We start from the raw sequence: 16,321 nt of genomic DNA, 5'->3' as shown, positions 1-16,321 counted from the left end.
CCTCGCGTTCGCGTTGGTTTGGTCGTTCGTCACCGTGATCTTCCTGATCGTATGAATGCTCGCGTTGAGAAGCTAGGACTGTCACATCGACGCGCGATCATCGTCGGAGCGGGGCAGGCGGGACTGGCTGTGTCGGCCGAGCTCGTGCTCCGTGGACTGGTTCCGCAACGCGACTTCGTCGTGATCGACCGGGCGCCGCGGATCCGCAGCTGGGCGTCGCGATGGCACTCGCTGCGGCTGCTGAGCGAGGCCCGGCACAGCGCACTCCCGCCGTTCCCCTTCCCCGGTGACCCTCGCCGGCACCCACGTGTGGATGAGATGGCGTCGTACCTCGCCGCGTTCGAGAAGCACATCGGCCTCATCCCGCGCTGGGGGGTGAAGGCGATCGAGGTGAGGCGGGTCGGCAACAGTACGACGCTCGAACTGCGCACGGACGCGGGCGACGTGCAGACCCGGAACGTCGTTTGTGCCACCGGCGCCCATGCCCGCCCCCACATGCCCGCTTGGGTCGCCGACCTCACGGTGCCAGGCACGGTGCTGCACAGCAGCCAGTACCAGTACCCACGGCAGATCCCCGCCGGGGACGTCCTCATCGTCGGCGGCGGGAACGCGGGGGTCCAGCTCGCCCGAGAACTCCTCGCGAGCCACCGCGTCACGCTGGCCACCCGCACCCCTCGACGTCGACGACCCGCGGCCGCGTATCCCACCATGTCTGGCGACCGGCAGCGGCGCTTCACCGGAGAACAGGTGCCCGAGCCGCTGTTCACCGATAGCTACGCGGAACTGCGCGAGGCCGGAGTCGACATCGCACCCGCGGCGGTCGGAGCGATCGGCGCAGAGGTCGTGCTCTCGGATGGACGGCAACTCGGTCCGACATCCGTGGTCTTCGCCACCGGCTATCGGCCCGGCGACGACTGGCTGCCGGACGACGTGCGCCCTCACCCGCGCAAGCGGGGCCGCACATCAATGCCTGGGCTGTTCACTGCCGGACTGCCCCGGTACGGGTATCCCGGCGGTGACACGATCCAAGGCGTGCTGCGGGACGCGGCCCGCGTCGCCCGCCACATCATCCAGCGGCCATGAATGGCTGGGAACGGTAAGGAGGCACCAACCATGGGAACCGGACATGACCACGCCGGCGATGCGGGGCGGACACCGCGCAGCCGGCTTCTGATCGCGTTCTCGATCACGCTCTCGTTCTTTCTGATCGAGGTGGTCGGATCGATCATCACCGGCAGCTTGGCGCTGCTGGTGGATGCGACCCACATGCTCACGGACGTGATCGGGCTCGCCATGGCTGTCACAGCCGCGCAGCTCATGAACCGCCCGCCGACCGAGACGCACACGTGGGGATTGCGCCGCGCGGAGGTCCTCGGTGCGCTGGCGCAGGCGGCCCTGCTTCTCGCCGTGGGCCTGTTCGCGCTCGTCGAGGGCATCCGGCGCCTATTCGAACCTCCGGAGATCGCATCCGGAAGCCTGCTGTTCTTCGGCATTGTCGGGCTGATCGCCAACATCGTCTCGCTTCTCGTCTTGATGGGGGGGCGCAAGCAGAACCTCAACCTGCGCGCTGCGTTCCTCGAAGTGATGAACGACGCCCTCGGCTCGGTCGGTGTGATTCTGAGCGCCGTTGCCATCTGGGCATTCGGGTGGTACCAGGCCGACGCGATCGCGGGCATCGTGATCGCTTCGTTGATCGTCCCGCGCACGATCATCCTGCTGCGCGCCTCCGGGCGGGTGCTGCTCGAGTCGACGCCTCCTGGGCTCGATCTGGGCAGCGTCCGACGTCACATTCTCGAGATGCCCGGTGTCGTGGCGGTTCACGATCTGCATGCATCGCTCGTGTCATCCGACCTGCCGATCCTGACTGCGCACGTGGTCGTCCGGGACAGTGCCGACACCGCGGCTCTCCTCAGCGCATTGCAGGAGTGCGTAGCCGAGCACTTCGACGTGTCCGTCGAGCACTCGACTTTCCAGCTGGAGCCCGAATCACACTCCGGAGAGGACACCGCCCATGCGTGAACATCCACAGCCACGGCGAACCGCTATCGGCGTCATCATTGGTCTGGGCCTGGCCATAACCGCCCCTCTCGACGCAGGAGCCAACGCCCTCGAAGGAACCTTCTCCCATGACGAATACACGAGCACTGTCGCCGGGATGCTGAACTCGCCCGACTCGACAGGCGCACCGACTGTCGAGCCGGACGACGCGCCTACTCCGCACCCGGGCGAGACGTCCAGTGGGTACGAGACGAAGCCAGCTCAGCAAGGCGCGGACGGATTGATGGCGTTTGTGGGCATCATGTTCCCGATCGTGCTCGTGGGGCCGCTCGTCGGAATCGTGCTCATGATGCGACAGGAACGACGGCGTAGAGAGCGCGGAAGTCGCGCCGTTCGGAGTTCCAATGAGAACTGACCGCGCGGTAGGGTTCGCCTTCGGGTGCGCGGTCGCCGCCGCGGTGCTCACGATCGATCAGGTGACCAAGGCGATCGCCGTGTCCTCGCTGGGCGGACGCGACCGGATCCCGCTGCTGGGCGACCTGCTCGGCTTGCAGCTGGCGTTCAACCCGGGGATCGCACTGTCGTTCGGTGCGGATCAGACCTGGCTGATCACGATCCTGACGTCGGTTCTGACTGCAGGCGTGTGCGTTGCTCTGGTCCGTTCGGCGACCACGCCGAGTTCGATCGCCCTGGGGTTCACCCTCGGAGGCGCCTTCGGGAACCTGGTCGACCGGCTCTTCGCTCCGCCCGCGTTCGGTCAGGGTCATGTCATTGATTTCCTCGCGTACGGAGAGCTGTTCATCGGCAATCTCGCGGACGTCGCCCTCGCGATCGGGGCGATCATCCTCGCCATCGACCTCCTGTGCACGCGGGCATTCCTCACCACCGCCCCCTCGGACGCCGCGGCCACAGTCGGCGCCGCGAAGAACGGATAACTCATGAGCAAGACCAAGCGGACCCCGTCCACCTACCAGCGCAACGCGCTCGCGCCGAGCCTCCTCGCCGCGCCGGTGCTGTTCCTCGCGCCGCTCCTGCTGGCAGGCGAGTGGGCGATGCTCGTCCTGTACGTCGTGTCGATCTTCGCGATCATCATCGGATGGTTTGCGGTTCAGGCGCGCCAGTGGTGGTGGATCCCGGTGTTCGCCGCGATCTGTGTGCTGTGGAACCCGGCGTGGCCGATGCCGTTCGAGGGGCCGGTGTGGATGGCGGCGCAGCCCGTCGCGGCCGTGGTCTTCCTCGTCGCTGGAGCGCTCATCAAGATCGAGCGCCCCTGAGCGCCGTGGACGACGTGTCGCTGCCACCCCCAGGCCTGCTGGAGTACTTCGCGCCCGGCCCGTATCCGCCATCGCCGCTCGCTGCACTGGGTCTGCTGCTCGCGGTCGCCTACCTGGCCGGGGCAATCCGCCTGTGGTGGCTGCGACGCCGGTGGTCGGTAGCGCGCACCATCTGCTTCCTTACCGGCTGCCTCGCCTTGGTCTTGACGATGGGGCTGGGCGTGGAGAGCTACGGTTACGTGCAATTCTCCGTGTTCATGTTCCAGCAGCTCACCCTGATGATGGCAATCCCGCCGCTGCTCGTGCTCGGCTCGCCCGGCACACTACTGCTGCGCGCCACGCCGCATCGCGGCCTCGGGCGTAGGGTGCTGCGTGTCGCGCACGGGGCGCTGCGCAGCCGCGCTGCCCGCTGGGTGCTGAGCCCAGCCCTCGCGGTGCCGTTGTACCTGCTGGCGTACTACGGGCTCTACCTCGGCAACCTCGCCGACCCGCTGCTTCGGCTGCCATGGGGCCATCAGGCGCTTGAGATCGGGTTCTTCGTCGTTGGAATGCTGTTCACGATCCCGGTCCTCGCCGAGGACCCGCTGCCGGTGCGGATGAGCTACGGCGCCCGCGCCATCGACCTGTTCGTCGAGGCCGCCCTCCACGCGTTCTTCGGTGTGTTCATCATGATGAGCACCACGCTGATGATCAGCACTTTCGCTGAGAGCACGCTCGCACTGGGTCTCGATCCCCTTGAGGACCAGCAGGTCGCCGGCGCGCTGGCCTGGTCATACGGCGAGGCGCCCACGCTGATCATGGTGCTGTACGTCATGCACCGCTGGTTCCGCGAGGACTCAGCCCGCGCGCGTGCTCATGACCGCTACGCAGACGTGCACGGCGATGACGACCTCAACCGCTACAACGACTACCTGGCACGTCTCGAACAGCGATCCAGGACTGGCCAGTGACCGGTGTACACGCGAGCGCGGATCCAGCTGTCGCTACTCGAGGCGCTGGGTTATCGGCTCAGCTCGCCCGCGATCTCGAGCTGACGCAGACGAACGTCTCAAACCGCTTGCCCCAATCGACAGCGGCAGTCGCCGATCGAGGGTGGAGAGATTGGTCGCAGAAGGGGGACAGCGATCATCGCTTGCGCCCAGCCGACTGCATGACTGCGGGGCACGAGGGGGTCATCCAAACGCATCCAGGATGACGGCGCGAAGTTGATCCGCCGTCGGCGTCCCGGCCAGTCCCACAGGAGTCCGGAACACGCGGCAGGCAAGCCCGACGGGTGGGTTCGCGTCAGCGAACGGATCAACGCCGTCGATCAGCAGTGTTGGCGAGCCGTGAAACTGGATCTTAACCGCCTCCTCCTCCGTGCGAACAGCTTGACGCGTGACCGTCACGTCCTGTCGCCCTTCGATGATCTCGAGGACGCTCCGCTCGAGCGCGACCCAATTGGGACACTCGTCGAAGTACTGCAGCGTGATCTTCATCGAACCCTCGCCTCCGCGCGACCGCGACGCGCAATGGACTGCGCTCTAGGCAGACGTTGCTTATCCCCTCGGAGCAGGTTCAGGCAGACCAGGCCGACGCCGACGACGACGAGGACGTCGGCGATGTTCCCGACGAAGAGGTTCCCGTAGGCGAGGAAGTCCGTGACGTGTCCCTGACCGATCGCGGGCGGGTTACCGAGCCGGTCGACAAGGTTGCCGACCGCGCCGCCGAGGACCACGCCCAGGGCGAGACCCCACCGCAGGCCCCGAAGCCGCACGGCGAACACGACCACCGCCACCGAAGCGAGGACGCCGGCGGTCGTAAAGATCCACGTCGACCCCGCGCCGAGCGAGAACGCGGCCCCGGGGTTGTGGACCAGGGACAGGCCGTACAAGTCACCGAGCAGCGGGACCCGTTCGCCCGGCGTCAGCCGCGCGGCCGCGAGGGCCTTCGTCCCCTGGTCCAGAGCGACGCCGAGCGCGCCGACGGCGAGAGCCGCGCCGACCGCCCGCCGGGTGGGAGGTGGGGCCTTCTCGTCCGCGACGCCGGCGTCAGCCGTCTCGACGGCACCCGGCACATTCACGAGGCGGTCTTCCTCGTGCGAGCCGCGCGGAGCCCGTTGAGGATGACGATGACCTCGGCGATCTCGTGCACCAGCACCACCGCGGCCAGCCCGAGCACGCCGAACAGGGCGAGCGGGAGCAGGGCGGTGATGATCAGCAGGGACAGGATGATGTTCTGGTTGATGATGTGCCGTCCGCGGCGGGCGTGGTCGAACGCGCGCGGGAGGAGCCGCAGGTCGTGGCCGGTGAAGGCGACGTCGGCGGACTCGATAGCGGCGTCGGAGCCGGTCGCGCCCATGGCAATGCCGATGTCCGCGGCGGCCAGGGCGGGGGCGTCGTTGATGCCGTCGCCGATCATCGCGACCGAGCCGTGCTGGCCCAGTTTGCTGATCGCGGCGGCCTTGTCCTCGGGACGCAGCTCGGCGCGCACGTCCTCGATCCCGGCCTGCGCGGCCAGCGCCCGCGCGGTGCGGGCGTTGTCGCCGGTGAGCATCGTCACCCCGACGCCCTGGGCGGCGAGGGTGCGGACCACCTCGGGGACCTCGGGGCGCAGCTCGTCGCGGACGCCGATCGCCGCGACCGGCGCGCCGTCGCGGTGCACGATCACGACGGTCATGCCCTGCTCCTCCAGGCCCGCGACGTGGTCCTTGAGTGTCCCGGCGTCGAGCCAGCGGGGGCTGCCGACGGTGATCCGGGCCCCGTCGAGGGTGCCCTCGATCCCGTGCCCGGGCTGCTCGGTTACGTCCAGGGCGGCGGGGGCTCCGGGCGAGGCGGCGGTGATCGCGGCGGCCAGCGGGTGGGTGCTGTGCTGCTCCAGCGACGCAGCCCACGCCAATGCCTGCGCCTCGTCCACCCCGTCGGCGGTGAGGACGGCGGTGACGGTGGGCTCGTTGCGGGTGAGGGTGCCGGTCTTGTCGACGGCGACGTGGCGGATCACACCGAACCGCTCGAAGACCGCGCCGGACTTGATGATCACGCCGAACTTGCTCGCCGAGCCGATCGCGGCGACCACGGTCAGCGGAACGGAGATCGCCAGCGCGCACGGGGACGCGGCGACGAGCACCACGAGGGCGCGGGTGATCCACAGCTCCGGGTCGCCCAGCAGCGACCCGACGATCGCGACGAGGGCGGCAAGGATCAGCACGCCGGGCACGAGAGGGCGAGCGATGCGGTCGGCCAAGCGGGCGCGGTCGCCCTTCTCAGCCTGAGCCTGCTCCACCAGCTCCACGATCGTGGTCAGCGAGTTGTCCGTGCCTGCCGCAGTCGTCTCGATCTCCAGAGCCCCGGCGGTGTTGATCGCCCCGGCCGACACCGCATCGCCGGGCTCGACCTCGACGGGGATGGACTCGCCGGTGATCGCGGAGGTGTCCAGGCTCGACCGGCCCGCACGCACGATGCCGTCGGTCGCGATCCGCTCACCCGGACGCACCAGCATCAGCTGACCAAATGCCAGATCCTTCGCGGCGACCACCACGGACGCCCCGTCCCGTCGGATCGTCGCGGTCTCCGGGACGAGCTTGAGCAGCGCCCGCAGCCCGCCGCGAGCGCGGTCCATGGCCTTGTCCTCCAGCGCCTCGGCGATCGAGTACAGGAACGCCAGCGCCGCAGCTTCTTCGACGTAGCCGAGGATGACCGCGCCGACCGCACTGATCGTCATCAGCAGCCCGATGCCCAGCTTGCCCTTGAACAGCTTGCGGATCGCGCCCGGGGTGAACGTCGACGCGCCCAGGAGCAGGCCGATCCAGAACGCCACCAGTGCCGGGATCTCCGCCCCTGCCCATTCCAGGACCAGACCGGTGCCGAAGGCGACGCCGGAGAACACCGGGACCATGACCCCGCGGTCCCGCCACCACGGACGCTCCCGCTCTTCCTCGGCCTCCTCACCGACCCGGGTCTCCGGCTCGTCGCAGCCGCACGCCGCGCTCACGCGCCCGCTCCCGTCCCGCAGCAGCCCGGCACCGTGCACTCGGCGTCCACGCACGGCGCGTGCTCGTCCACGGCCAGCGTCACGTCCACCAGCGCCGTGAGCGCCGCCGCGAGGTGCGGATCGGCGATCTCGTAGCGGGTCTGGCGTCCCTCGGGCTCGGCGACCACAATCCCGCAGTCACGAAGACAGGTCAGATGGTTCGACACGTTCGATCGGGTCAGCTCGAGCTCGCGCGAGAGCACGGCGGGGTAGCTCGGGCCGTCCAGCAGGGTCATCAGGATCCGGGAGCGCGTCGCGTCCGCCATGGCCCGGCCGAGCCGATTCATGACGTCGAGGCGAGAAGCAACAGTCAGCATATGCTGACTATACAGCAGGTGCTGACTATTCTTGATCGTCAGGGTGCCGAGTACGCGACTGCAGAACATCAGAATCACTGCTACTGCCGAGTCGATCCCCGTAGATATCGGACCCGGGTGACTCGGTGCCGGCCGGTGCGGTCGACCGTGCCGGGACTCTAGTACCGCTGGCTAACGTCGCGCGCGCTCGCGGGAAGCCACCGAGGACACGGCTGCGACCGGTATGGCCGTGGTCATCGTTGAACTCGACCGGCAAATCGCAGGAGTGCTCGAGGTGCGCGACGAGCTGCGGCACGAATCAGTCGAGACCACCCGATTGTGGCGGAAGCAGGACATCGACGTCGTCATGCTGACCGGTGAAGAGGACCGCACCGCTCATCAACGACGCGCCCGCCATCGTCGGGATCGCCCTGGGCGTCACCGGTCCGCGGGCCGCGGCGTCGGTCTCATCAGGGGGCGGAACTGTCAGCAGCGAACACTTATGCTGAAGGACATGCGCCTGACCGCCGTCGACGGTACCCCCACGGGGAGCCGACGAGGTGCCGTCGCATGGATCGTGCTGGTCCTTGGGGCGGTTGCCCTGCTGCTGCTAGGCCTGTGGACGACGTCGGCGCACGACAGCATCGAACGCTCCGCTGCCACGGCGACCGTGAGCATCGGCGGGGACAGAGCCCCGTCGGACTCTGCCGTGTCCGACGCCGAGGTCGTAGTGGTGCTCGCTCCCGAGGGAGCAGGCGCGGAGGAGACGGCATTGTGCCTGCTCGGCGCGCTCTGCTGTGTTCTGCTCGCGATCGCCGCCGCCCGGTCACTCATGCACCGCCCGCGACTGCTCGCGAGGGTTCCGATCGGCGTGCTGCTGTTCTCCGTTCCTCGTCCGGTTCCCACCTTCACGCCGGTACTGACGCCTGCTCTGCTGGGGATCTCCCGGACCTGATCGCGGTCACTGCGACGTCGCCCGCCGGGGACGTCGCCCGCATGCCGTGAGGCGTCCATCGGCTGACGTGGCGCACGCAACCGTCGTGCCCGCGCGCTGAGCGCGCTCCGGCGTGCGTCGGACTGCCGATCACGAGGAGACCCATGACATCCCATCCCCGGCCGAGCCCTCGCACGGCCGTAAGCCTGCTCGCTGCCGCAGCGCTACTCGTCGCGCTCGTCGGCTGCACACCGCAGGACGGCGTGGCAGCCGGATACGACTCCGGCGTGCAGACCTACGAATCCGGTGACTTCCGCGTCGAGCAGATCCCGGTCGCCGAGCGCGGTGACCCGGTCGTGTTCGACGGCGTCACGGAGTACGACGAGCCCGCCTCCAGCGATGACTTCGCCGGTCGCGTGTACGTCGTGAACTTCTGGTACGCAGCGTGCGGACCGTGCATCGTCGAAGCTCCAATGCTCGAGGAGGTCTGGCAGAAGTACCAGCAACAGGATGTCGGGTTCCTCGGCATCAACATCTACGACCAGCCGGCGTCCGCCCGCGCGTTCGCCGCAGACAACGGGGTCACGTATCCGAGCGTGATCGACGCGAACGATGGTCAGGTGAAACTGGCGTTCGCCGCCGCGACGCCTATCCAGGCGACCCCGACGACGCTCGTGATGGATCGGCAGGGCCGGGTCGCCGGGCGTATCATCGGGCAACTGCAGTCGGCATCGATCCTGTCGACGCTCATCGACGACGTGCTCGCCGAGGTGCACTGAGATGGGTGCGGTCATCGTCGACGGATCGCTGTGGCTGGCAGTCCTGATAGCGACGCTCGCCGGGCTCATCTCATTCGCCTCGCCATGTGTCCTGCCGCTGGTGCCCGGCTACTTCGGCTATCTCGGATCCGCGGTCGGATCACCCGAGGACGGTGGGTCAACCGCGAGGCGCCGGCTGCTCATCGGAGTGGGGCTCTTCATCGGCGGGTTCACCGTTGTGTTCATGGCCGTCACGATCCTCGGTGGCGTGTTCGGGTTGTTCTTCCTGCAGCACTCGAACCTGCTCACCCGGGTACTCGGTGTGCTCGTGATCGCGATGGGGCTGGTCTTCATCGGCGTCTTCCGCACCGCTCAGCGCACAGTCCGGATCCGTCTCGGGCGCGACCTCGGTCTCGTCGGAGCGCCTCTGCTGGGCATCGCGCTCGGGATCGGCTGGACACCGTGCATTGGTCCCACGCTTGCGGCGATCATGTCGGTCTCGTGGAACATCGGCGACCCGTGGCGGGCGGGGCTCCTTGGCCTGGCGTACTCGCTCGGCCTGGGCGTGCCTTTTCTGCTGCTTGCGCTCGGCCTCGGCTGGGCAACCCGTTCCGTCGCGTTCATGCGCCGCCACATCCGGGCGTTCAACATCGCCGGCGGCGTCGTCTTGGTGCTGCTAGGTGTGCTGATGGTCACGGGCGCCTGGGGTCGACTCATGTCCGTGCTGCAGGGGGTGATGGTGAATGTCACCCTCCCGTTCTGACACCGTCTCAGCCGACCCGATGCGCCCGGCCGATCACATCGACCGGGGTGACGACGACCGGATCACGGGCCCGACCCTCGGCGCGACCGGCTGGCTGAGGTGGGCCTGGCGGCAGCTGACCAGCATGCGCACGGCGCTGGTGCTGCTGCTCCTGCTCGCACTGATTGCGGTACCGGGGTCGATCTTCCCGCAGCGGATGGCCAATCCGAACGGCGTGACGCAGTACTTCCGCGATAACCCCGACCTCGCGCCCGTGCTCGATGCACTCCAGCTGTTCGACCTGTACGGGTCGGTGTGGTTCTCGTCGGTGTACTTGCTGCTGTTCGTCTCGCTCGTCGGCTGCATCATCCCACGAATCCGGCACCACGCGAAGGCGCTGCGCTCGCGACCACCGCGCACTCCGGCGCGCCTGGGACGTCTCGAGGACCACCTGATCGAGGACGTTCACGTGCCCCGAGGGTTGGTTGCCGACGTCGAGGCACCGGCCGCGATCGCGGTCGCGGAACGACTGCTGCGCCGTCAGGGGTACCGCACTGAGCGCTATGACGCGGCTGGCACCTGGTCGGTGTCGGCCGAACGCGGCTACCTCCGCGAGACGGGCAATCTCGTCTTCCACGCCTCCCTCGTCGGCGTGCTCGTCACTGTGCTCGTCACCGGTGGCTTCGCGTACACCGGACAGCGGGTCATCGTCGAGGACTCCACGTTCGTCAACAGCCTCAGCGACTACTCCTCGTTCACACCCGGCCGTTTCGTCGACAACACCGCGCTCGAACCGTACTCGCTGACGCTCGACCGGTTCGATGTCACCTATGAGCTGCCGGGCACGCCCGGTGCCGGACAGGCCGGGAATTTCGCCGCACGTCTGACGATCCGCGCTCCCGGTGACCCGGAAGGTCGCAGGGACGTGGTGCGAGTGAACGATCCGATCGACGTCGGCGGCGACCGCATCTACCTGCTCGGCAACGGGTACGCGCCGACGATCACGATCCGCAATGCGGCGGGCGAGGTCATCTACAGCGAGCCCCAGCCGTTTCTGCCCCAGGACGGCATGATGACCTCCCTCGGCATCATCAAGGTCCCCGACGGGCTGCCCGAGCAGATCGGCCTGGTCGGGTTCTTCTACCCGACCCAGGGGACGCTTCCGACGGGCGCATACACGTCCGTGTACCCGGACCTGGTCAACCCCGTCGCCACCTTCAACGTCTTCTCTGGCAGTCTCGGCATCGACGACGGCACGCCCCGCTCCGTGTACACGCTGGACACCTCCGGGATGACGCAGGTCACCGGCGGCGACTCCGGCCTGGAATCCATCGAGCTCACACCCGGACAGACCGCCGACCTGCCCCACGGCTGGGGAACGATCACCTTCGCGGATGTGTCCGGAACAGACGATCCCCTCTCCTCGGTCAAGCGCTTCGTCTCGCTGCAAATCCAGCGAGACGGCGGCGCCGGCTGGGTGCTCGCGTTCGCCTCCCTGGCAACCGCCGGCCTCATCACCGCCCTCCTCGTGCCCCGGCGGCGCCTGTGGGTGAAGGCCACGTTGCAGCCGGGCGACGGCGAAGGTGCGCCGCGGCTGCGGCTGGAGTACGCCGGGCTCGCGCGGGGCGAGGACCCCCAGCTCGCACAGGCCGTGGCCCGACTCCGCGACGACCACCTCCCCGCCGTCACCGACGACCCCGCCTTCCCGCCCTCATCGAAGGAGAACCCATGACCACGCCCACCCCAGCCGACAAGAGGCTGTCGACCCCGGTGAAAGCGACGCTCCTCGCCATCGCCGTCGTCATCGCCCTGGTGCTCGCCGCGATCGTCTACGTGAACGTCACCCGTCCCGCGCCCGTCACACCCGACGACGGTGCGCTCCCCGGTACTCGCAGCAACTCCCACATACTCGACGACGCCGGTCCGGACGCGCCCACGCTCGTGGAGTTCCTCGACTTCGAGTGCGAGGCGTGCGGCGCCTTCTACCCGTATGTCGAAGAGATCCGTGAACAGTACGCCGGAGAGATCAACTACGTCGTGCGGTACTTCCCGATCCCGAGCCACTTCAATTCGATGAACGCAGCGATCGCCGTCGAAGCAGCGTCGCAGCAGGGCCGGTTCGAGGAGATGTACGCCCGGATGTTCGAGACGCAGATCGAGTGGGGCGAGGGCTCCAGCTCGGAAGCCGACCGGTTCCGCGGGTACGCCGAGGAACTGGGTCTCGACATGGACGCGTACGACGAAGCGGTCGCGGATCCCGCCACCCAGGAGCGCGTGGAGGAGGACTTCCTGGCAGGGCAGGAGATGGGCGTGACCGGTACACCGACGTTCTTCCTCGACGGCGAGAAGCTCGAGCTCAACTCCCTTACCGACCTCACCGATGCCCTCGACCGCGCCATCGCCGACTGAGACAGCGCATCCCGTTGAGCGGGCGCCGGCGGCTCGCCCGCTGCTGCCTCTCCGCTTCGCGCTGCTTGCCGCGTTGCTCGGCGGGGTGATCCTCGACCTCGCGTACCCGTCGGTCGGCTGGTGGCCGGCGGCCTTCATCGCCATTGCCCTGGCGCTCGTGTCGCTGATCGGCCGCAGCGCGCGCGGTGCCCTCGGGATCGGTCTCGTGTTCGGTGCGGCTTTCTTCCCGCTGCATCTGGTGTGGGTGGCGGAGTTCCTGGGGCCGCTGCCGTGGGTCGCGCTGTCCGGGCTGCAGGCGGCACTGTTCGCGGCGGGGTCGGTGCCGATCACGCTGGCGTACCGGTGGGCGCACCGGTTTCCACGTCGCAGTCGGTGGGCGCTCACGGCGCTTCTCGTCGGCGGCGCGTGGACCCTGCGAGAGATCGCCATGGGATCCTGGCCGTACACGGGGTTCCCGTGGGCGCGCATCGGACTGAGCCAGGCAAGCGGGCCACTCGCTGACCTGGCGTCTTGGATGGGCATCGGCGGATTGTCCCTGCTGATCGTCGGACTGTGCGCGGCCGCGATCGAAGCGGCACGTGACGGGGCGTTCCGTTCGCTCTGGACGAGCGCCTCCCTCGCCGGCGCGCTAGCAGCGCTCGTGCTGGTGCCACCGTTCCCGACGACGCCGTCCGGCAGCTTGCGGATCGGATGGGTGCAGGCGAACGGCCCCTCGGCATACTTCGACAACCGCGCAGCCGGCGATATCCTCCGCGCGCAGCTGGCCGCCACTGAGCCGCTACTCGGTGCGCCGATGGATCTGCTGGTCTGGCCGGAGGGATCCGTCGACAGCGACCCGCTGAACACCCCCGCTACGGCCGCGATCCTCGATGAAACGGTGCGCCGCGCCGGCGCGCCGCTGCTCGTGAACGCCGCCACCGAACGCGACGGCAGCACCTACAACACCTCACTGCTGTGGACCGGGAAGAAGGCACCGCAGCCGCACGACAAGGCGAACCCCGTGCCGTTCGGCGAGTACGTGCCCGACCGTTGGCTCTACGAGACGATCGCCCCCGATCTGATCGGAATGATCCAGCGCGAGTACGCGCCTGGAAACAACGCACCCGTCGTGGCCCTCGACGACCGCACGCTCGGACTCGCCATCTGCTTCGACGTCATCTACGACGACGTCATCCGCGCCGGTGCACTGGGCGGGGCACAGGCGTACGTGTTCCAGACGAACAACGCCGACTTCCGCGGCACCGACGAGAACCTCCAGCAACTCGCCATCGCGCGGATGCGCGCGATCGAGACCGGACGGACCGTCGTCAACGTCTCCACGACCGGCACCAGCCAGGTCATCGGTGCCGACGGGCGCGTTATCGATGAGGTCCCGGCCGCCGAGGCTGCGGCGCGCATCACGACCGTGCCGCTGCACACCGGGGTCACCGCCGGCGTGCTGCTCGGCCCCTGGATCACCGGCGTCGCCGTCGCGGGCAGCGTCGCAACGCTGCTCCTGCTCCCACTGATTCCCCGCCTTCCGGCGGTGCTTGCCTGCCGCGACCGCGAATGGAGAGCCTCATGATCCGACGACTCAGCACCCTCGGCGCGGCGTTCACGCTGTCGGTCGCCTTGGCCGGTTGCGTCGCCACTGTCACGGTGCAGCCCGCGGCAAGTGCGAACGACCCACGCTGCGCCGACGTGTCGGTGCGCGTACCGGACACCATCGACGACTTGCCGCGTCGCTGGACCGATGCACAGGCGACCGCCGCATGGGGTGACCCGACCGCGGTGGTGTTCAGCTGCGGACTCGAACCTCCCGCGCCGACCACCCTTCAGTGCGTCACCATCGGTGGCGTCGACTGGATCGTCGACGAGACCGACACGCCGAACCTGCGGCTGACCACTTACGGCCGCCAGCCCGCCGCGCAGGCCTACGTCGACACCACCGTTATCTCCGCCGACCAGGTGCTCGGTGTCCTCGCCGGAGCCGTCCAGCAACTTCCCACGACGGGAGCGTGCACCGCTCCAGACAGCGACACGCCACAGGGGAAGGACGCTCCGTGAAGCCCCAGAGCCTGCGTCTTGCAGGACCGGCGATCCTGCTCCTGGCAGCAATGCTCGCAGTCGTCGTCGCCCTGGTCATCGGCGGGGGTGCCTCACCGCGCCTGACCAGCGACCCGGGTGCGCTCGTTAGGTGGGGGCTGCCGGCGGCGAAGCTGCTCGTCAACCTCGCTGCCGCGGCGATGGTCGGCGCTCTCGTGCTCGCGCTGTTCGCGTTGCGGGCCGGCGAACGCGAGTTCGACACGGCGCTGGATACGGCATCGGTCGGCGCGGCCGTGCTGACCGTGGCGAGCGGAATCACCGGGTTTCTGACGTTCCTGTCGTCGTTCAATCCGCAGCTCTCGCTCGGGGCGGAGTTCGGTCAGCAGCTGGGCCGGTTCCTCACCGAAACCGAACTCGGACGGGTCTGGCTGATCACCACGATCGCCGCGGCAACGATCACCATGCTCGCGTTCGCGGTGCGGGGTTGGGTCGCGACCTTGCTGGCCGGCGTCCTTTCGGTTGCGACACTGGTGCCGATGGCCACTCAGGGGCACTCCGGCAGCCTCGCCAACCACGACGCCGCGGTGATGGCTCTCGTACTGCACGTCGTCGGTGCATCCGTGTGGCTCGGCGGGCTTCTCACATTGGTATTTCTGCGCCCAATCATGCGGGAGCACCGCGTGCGGGTGCTCGTGGAACGGTATTCGACGCTGGCGCTCGTCGCGTTCATCGTCGTGACCGTGTCCGGCATCGCCCGCACCATGACCTCGCTCAGTGGGTGGCGTGACCTGCTTAGCGCCTACGGAACCGTACTCGCGATAAAGGTCGGCGCACTGGTGCTGCTCGGCGCCATCGGGGCGGCACATCGGCGGCGGTTCATCGCCAGAAGCGCGACCGGCAGCGGCATGTTTTGGGTGTTCGTTCTGATCGAGTTCGCTGTCATGGGGTTGGCCAGCGGTGCCGCCGCCGCGCTTGCGCGCACGCCGTCTCCTGCCGATGCCACGACACCAGCACTGACCACGGCGGCCGAGATCCTCACCGAAGCGCCCCTCCCGCCCGAGCTGACCCTGAGCCGCTGGCTCACGACCTGGGACCTCGACCTCCTCTGGGCCGTCGTTGCCGGCTTCGTGGCGTTCTTCTATGTTGCCGGAGTCCGCCGGCTGCGCGGGCGCGGTGAGGATTGGGCGTCCCGGCGCACAGCGGCATGGCTGGGCGGCCTGCTGCTGCTCATGTGGGTGACAGGCGGGCCGATCGCCGCGTACGCCGACTACCTCCACAGCATCGACATGCTCGGCCGGCTGCTGCTTGCAACCGTCGTCCCTCTGCTGCTCGTCCTCGGTGCCCCCTTGCGTCTCGCGGACGACGCGATCCTGATTCGCACCGACGACAGTCGCGGTTGCCGCGAGTGGATTCATGCGTTCAGACGATCGACCGTCGCGCGCGTGCTCGGTCATCCGCTCGCAGGCGTGGCTCTGTTCGTCCTGATCCTGTGGGTCACGTCGGCCACCGGAGCGCTCCGCTGGGCGCTGGCCGACCCGCTCGCGCACGAGCTGCGCGTCGTGCTGACGCTGGTGAGCGGAGTGCTCCTGATTCGGTCGCTGCGCTCGTCGACGCTGCCGCGGGCGATGCGGACGGTGGTCGCCGGGCTCGCCATCCTGGCACCGCTCGCACTCGGCGCCTGGGTGCTCCTGCAGCCGGGGCTCATGATCGCCGACTGGTTCGGCGCCATGGGACGCGTCTGGGGTCTTGATCCGATGGGCGACCAACGTGTGGCGGGCGTGATCGCCGCGCTCGGGGCGATCCCGATCGTCGCCGCCGTCGTGATCCTCCATCCGAGAGGACGGGCGTGACACCTGCGTACACTCCAGGGGTGAGCG

General features: G+C 68.6%; 17 protein-coding genes. 13 read left to right on the top strand and 4 right to left on the bottom strand.

What is annotated here, in order from left to right; translation table 11 throughout:
* Nucleotides 1-51: 51 nt before the first annotated feature.
* The 5 genes from ACOKGD_RS13685 to ACOKGD_RS13665 all read left to right on the top strand — a co-directional run bounded on the left by ACOKGD_RS13685 (nt 52) and on the right by ACOKGD_RS13665 (nt 4,222).
* A complete protein-coding gene (locus ACOKGD_RS13685; RefSeq protein ID WP_342335581.1) occupies nt 52-1,083 on the top strand; it encodes a flavin-containing monooxygenase in 1,032 nt (343 codons plus the stop codon).
* 30 nt (nt 1,084-1,113) lie between these two features.
* Complete coding sequence (locus ACOKGD_RS13680; protein WP_342335580.1) at nt 1,114-2,019, top strand: cation diffusion facilitator family transporter; 906 nt, start codon at nt 1,114-1,116, stop codon at nt 2,017-2,019.
* 383 nt (nt 2,020-2,402) lie between these two features.
* A complete protein-coding gene (locus ACOKGD_RS13675) occupies nt 2,403-2,933 on the top strand; it encodes a signal peptidase II (protein ID WP_342335579.1) in 531 nt (176 codons plus the stop codon).
* A gap of 3 nt (nt 2,934-2,936) precedes the next feature.
* The gene (locus ACOKGD_RS13670; RefSeq protein ID WP_342335577.1) at nt 2,937-3,272 is read left to right on the top strand and encodes a DUF6804 family protein; all 336 of its coding nucleotides are present in this window, start codon (nt 2,937-2,939) and stop codon (nt 3,270-3,272) included.
* 5 nt (nt 3,273-3,277) lie between these two features.
* Nucleotides 3,278-4,222 carry a cytochrome c oxidase assembly protein gene (locus ACOKGD_RS13665; protein WP_342335575.1) on the top strand — a complete coding sequence of 315 codons (945 nt, stop codon included), beginning with the start codon at nt 3,278-3,280 and terminating at the stop codon, nt 4,220-4,222.
* A 222-nt stretch (nt 4,223-4,444) separates the two neighbouring features.
* Here the strand turns inward: ACOKGD_RS13665 and ACOKGD_RS13660 are convergent, their stop codons facing one another.
* The 4 genes from ACOKGD_RS13660 to cmtR are packed head-to-tail and all read right to left on the bottom strand — an operon-like array spanning nt 4,445 to nt 7,597.
* A complete protein-coding gene (locus ACOKGD_RS13660) occupies nt 4,445-4,750 on the bottom strand; it encodes a thioredoxin family protein (protein WP_342335574.1) in 306 nt (101 codons plus the stop codon).
* Nucleotides 4,747-5,334: a signal peptidase II gene (lspA, locus tag ACOKGD_RS13655; protein ID WP_421355066.1), complete on the bottom strand. Its 588-nt coding sequence runs from the start codon at nt 5,332-5,334 to the stop codon at nt 4,747-4,749. Before lspA ends, ACOKGD_RS13660 begins: the two co-directional genes overlap by 4 nt.
* The gene (locus ACOKGD_RS13650) at nt 5,331-7,241 is read right to left on the bottom strand and encodes a heavy metal translocating P-type ATPase (protein ID WP_342335572.1); all 1,911 of its coding nucleotides are present in this window, start codon (nt 7,239-7,241) and stop codon (nt 5,331-5,333) included. Before ACOKGD_RS13650 ends, lspA begins: the two co-directional genes overlap by 4 nt.
* Nucleotides 7,238-7,597, bottom strand: a complete 360-nt coding sequence (gene cmtR / locus ACOKGD_RS13645) for a Cd(II)/Pb(II)-sensing metalloregulatory transcriptional regulator CmtR (protein ID WP_342336443.1) — start codon at nt 7,595-7,597, stop codon at nt 7,238-7,240. The genes ACOKGD_RS13650 and cmtR overlap by 4 nt, the downstream gene beginning before the upstream one ends.
* Before the next feature lie 223 nt (nt 7,598-7,820).
* On the opposite strand from cmtR, the gene ACOKGD_RS13640 reads away from it, so the two are divergent.
* The 8 genes from ACOKGD_RS13640 to ACOKGD_RS13605 all read left to right on the top strand — a co-directional run bounded on the left by ACOKGD_RS13640 (nt 7,821) and on the right by ACOKGD_RS13605 (nt 16,294).
* Nucleotides 7,821-8,531: a hypothetical protein gene (locus ACOKGD_RS13640; RefSeq protein WP_342335571.1), complete on the top strand. Its 711-nt coding sequence runs from the start codon at nt 7,821-7,823 to the stop codon at nt 8,529-8,531.
* Nucleotides 8,532-8,674: 143 nt separating this feature from the next.
* Nucleotides 8,675-9,289, top strand: coding sequence for a TlpA family protein disulfide reductase (locus ACOKGD_RS13635; RefSeq protein WP_342335569.1), 615 nt, complete (start codon nt 8,675-8,677; stop codon nt 9,287-9,289).
* A 1-nt stretch (nt 9,290) separates the two neighbouring features.
* Entirely contained in the window at nt 9,291-10,031 is a 741-nt protein-coding gene (locus ACOKGD_RS13630) for a cytochrome c biogenesis CcdA family protein (RefSeq protein WP_342335568.1), read from the top strand.
* Nucleotides 10,012-11,742 carry a cytochrome c biogenesis protein ResB gene (resB, locus tag ACOKGD_RS13625; RefSeq protein WP_342335567.1) on the top strand — a complete coding sequence of 577 codons (1,731 nt, stop codon included), beginning with the start codon at nt 10,012-10,014 and terminating at the stop codon, nt 11,740-11,742. Before ACOKGD_RS13630 ends, resB begins: the two co-directional genes overlap by 20 nt.
* The gene (locus tag ACOKGD_RS13620) at nt 11,739-12,419 is read left to right on the top strand and encodes a DsbA family protein (RefSeq protein WP_342335566.1); all 681 of its coding nucleotides are present in this window, start codon (nt 11,739-11,741) and stop codon (nt 12,417-12,419) included. The genes resB and ACOKGD_RS13620 overlap by 4 nt, the downstream gene beginning before the upstream one ends.
* On the top strand, nt 12,391-13,983 hold the full coding sequence (gene lnt, locus ACOKGD_RS13615; protein ID WP_421355065.1) for an apolipoprotein N-acyltransferase: 1,593 nt from the start codon (nt 12,391-12,393) through the stop codon (nt 13,981-13,983). The genes ACOKGD_RS13620 and lnt overlap by 29 nt, the downstream gene beginning before the upstream one ends.
* Nucleotides 13,980-14,465 carry a DUF3515 family protein gene (locus ACOKGD_RS13610; RefSeq protein ID WP_342335564.1) on the top strand — a complete coding sequence of 162 codons (486 nt, stop codon included), beginning with the start codon at nt 13,980-13,982 and terminating at the stop codon, nt 14,463-14,465. Before lnt ends, ACOKGD_RS13610 begins: the two co-directional genes overlap by 4 nt.
* Nucleotides 14,462-16,294 (top strand): cytochrome c oxidase assembly protein, encoded by a 1,833-nt coding sequence (locus ACOKGD_RS13605; protein ID WP_342335562.1) that lies wholly within the window; start codon nt 14,462-14,464, stop codon nt 16,292-16,294. The genes ACOKGD_RS13610 and ACOKGD_RS13605 overlap by 4 nt, the downstream gene beginning before the upstream one ends.
* Nucleotides 16,295-16,321: the final 27 nt, after the last annotated feature.

The organism is Microbacterium phosphatis, assembly GCF_049177115.1.
Lineage (GTDB): Bacteria > Actinomycetota > Actinomycetes > Actinomycetales > Microbacteriaceae > Microbacterium > Microbacterium phosphatis.
The sequence above is the reverse complement of the archived record's forward strand: the minus strand, read 5'-3'. Positions and strand labels throughout refer to the sequence as shown.

Coding starts and splice junctions, on each gene's coding strand:
- ACOKGD_RS13685 (WP_342335581.1), top strand. CDS start 52: ATGAATGCTCGCGTTGAGAAGCTAGGACTGTCACATCGACGCGCGATC.
- ACOKGD_RS13680 (WP_342335580.1), top strand. CDS start 1,114: ATGGGAACCGGACATGACCACGCCGGCGATGCGGGGCGGACACCGCGC.
- ACOKGD_RS13675 (WP_342335579.1), top strand. CDS start 2,403: ATGAGAACTGACCGCGCGGTAGGGTTCGCCTTCGGGTGCGCGGTCGCC.
- ACOKGD_RS13670 (WP_342335577.1), top strand. CDS start 2,937: ATGAGCAAGACCAAGCGGACCCCGTCCACCTACCAGCGCAACGCGCTC.
- ACOKGD_RS13660 (WP_342335574.1), bottom strand. CDS start 4,750: ATGAAGATCACGCTGCAGTACTTCGACGAGTGTCCCAATTGGGTCGCG.
- cmtR (WP_342336443.1), bottom strand. CDS start 7,597: ATGCTGACTGTTGCTTCTCGCCTCGACGTCATGAATCGGCTCGGCCGG.
- ACOKGD_RS13640 (WP_342335571.1), top strand. CDS start 7,821: ATGGCCGTGGTCATCGTTGAACTCGACCGGCAAATCGCAGGAGTGCTC.
- ACOKGD_RS13635 (WP_342335569.1), top strand. CDS start 8,675: ATGACATCCCATCCCCGGCCGAGCCCTCGCACGGCCGTAAGCCTGCTC.
- ACOKGD_RS13630 (WP_342335568.1), top strand. CDS start 9,291: ATGGGTGCGGTCATCGTCGACGGATCGCTGTGGCTGGCAGTCCTGATA.
- resB (WP_342335567.1), top strand. CDS start 10,012: ATGTCACCCTCCCGTTCTGACACCGTCTCAGCCGACCCGATGCGCCCG.
- ACOKGD_RS13620 (WP_342335566.1), top strand. CDS start 11,739: ATGACCACGCCCACCCCAGCCGACAAGAGGCTGTCGACCCCGGTGAAA.
- lnt (WP_421355065.1), top strand. CDS start 12,391: ATGCCCTCGACCGCGCCATCGCCGACTGAGACAGCGCATCCCGTTGAG.
- ACOKGD_RS13610 (WP_342335564.1), top strand. CDS start 13,980: ATGATCCGACGACTCAGCACCCTCGGCGCGGCGTTCACGCTGTCGGTC.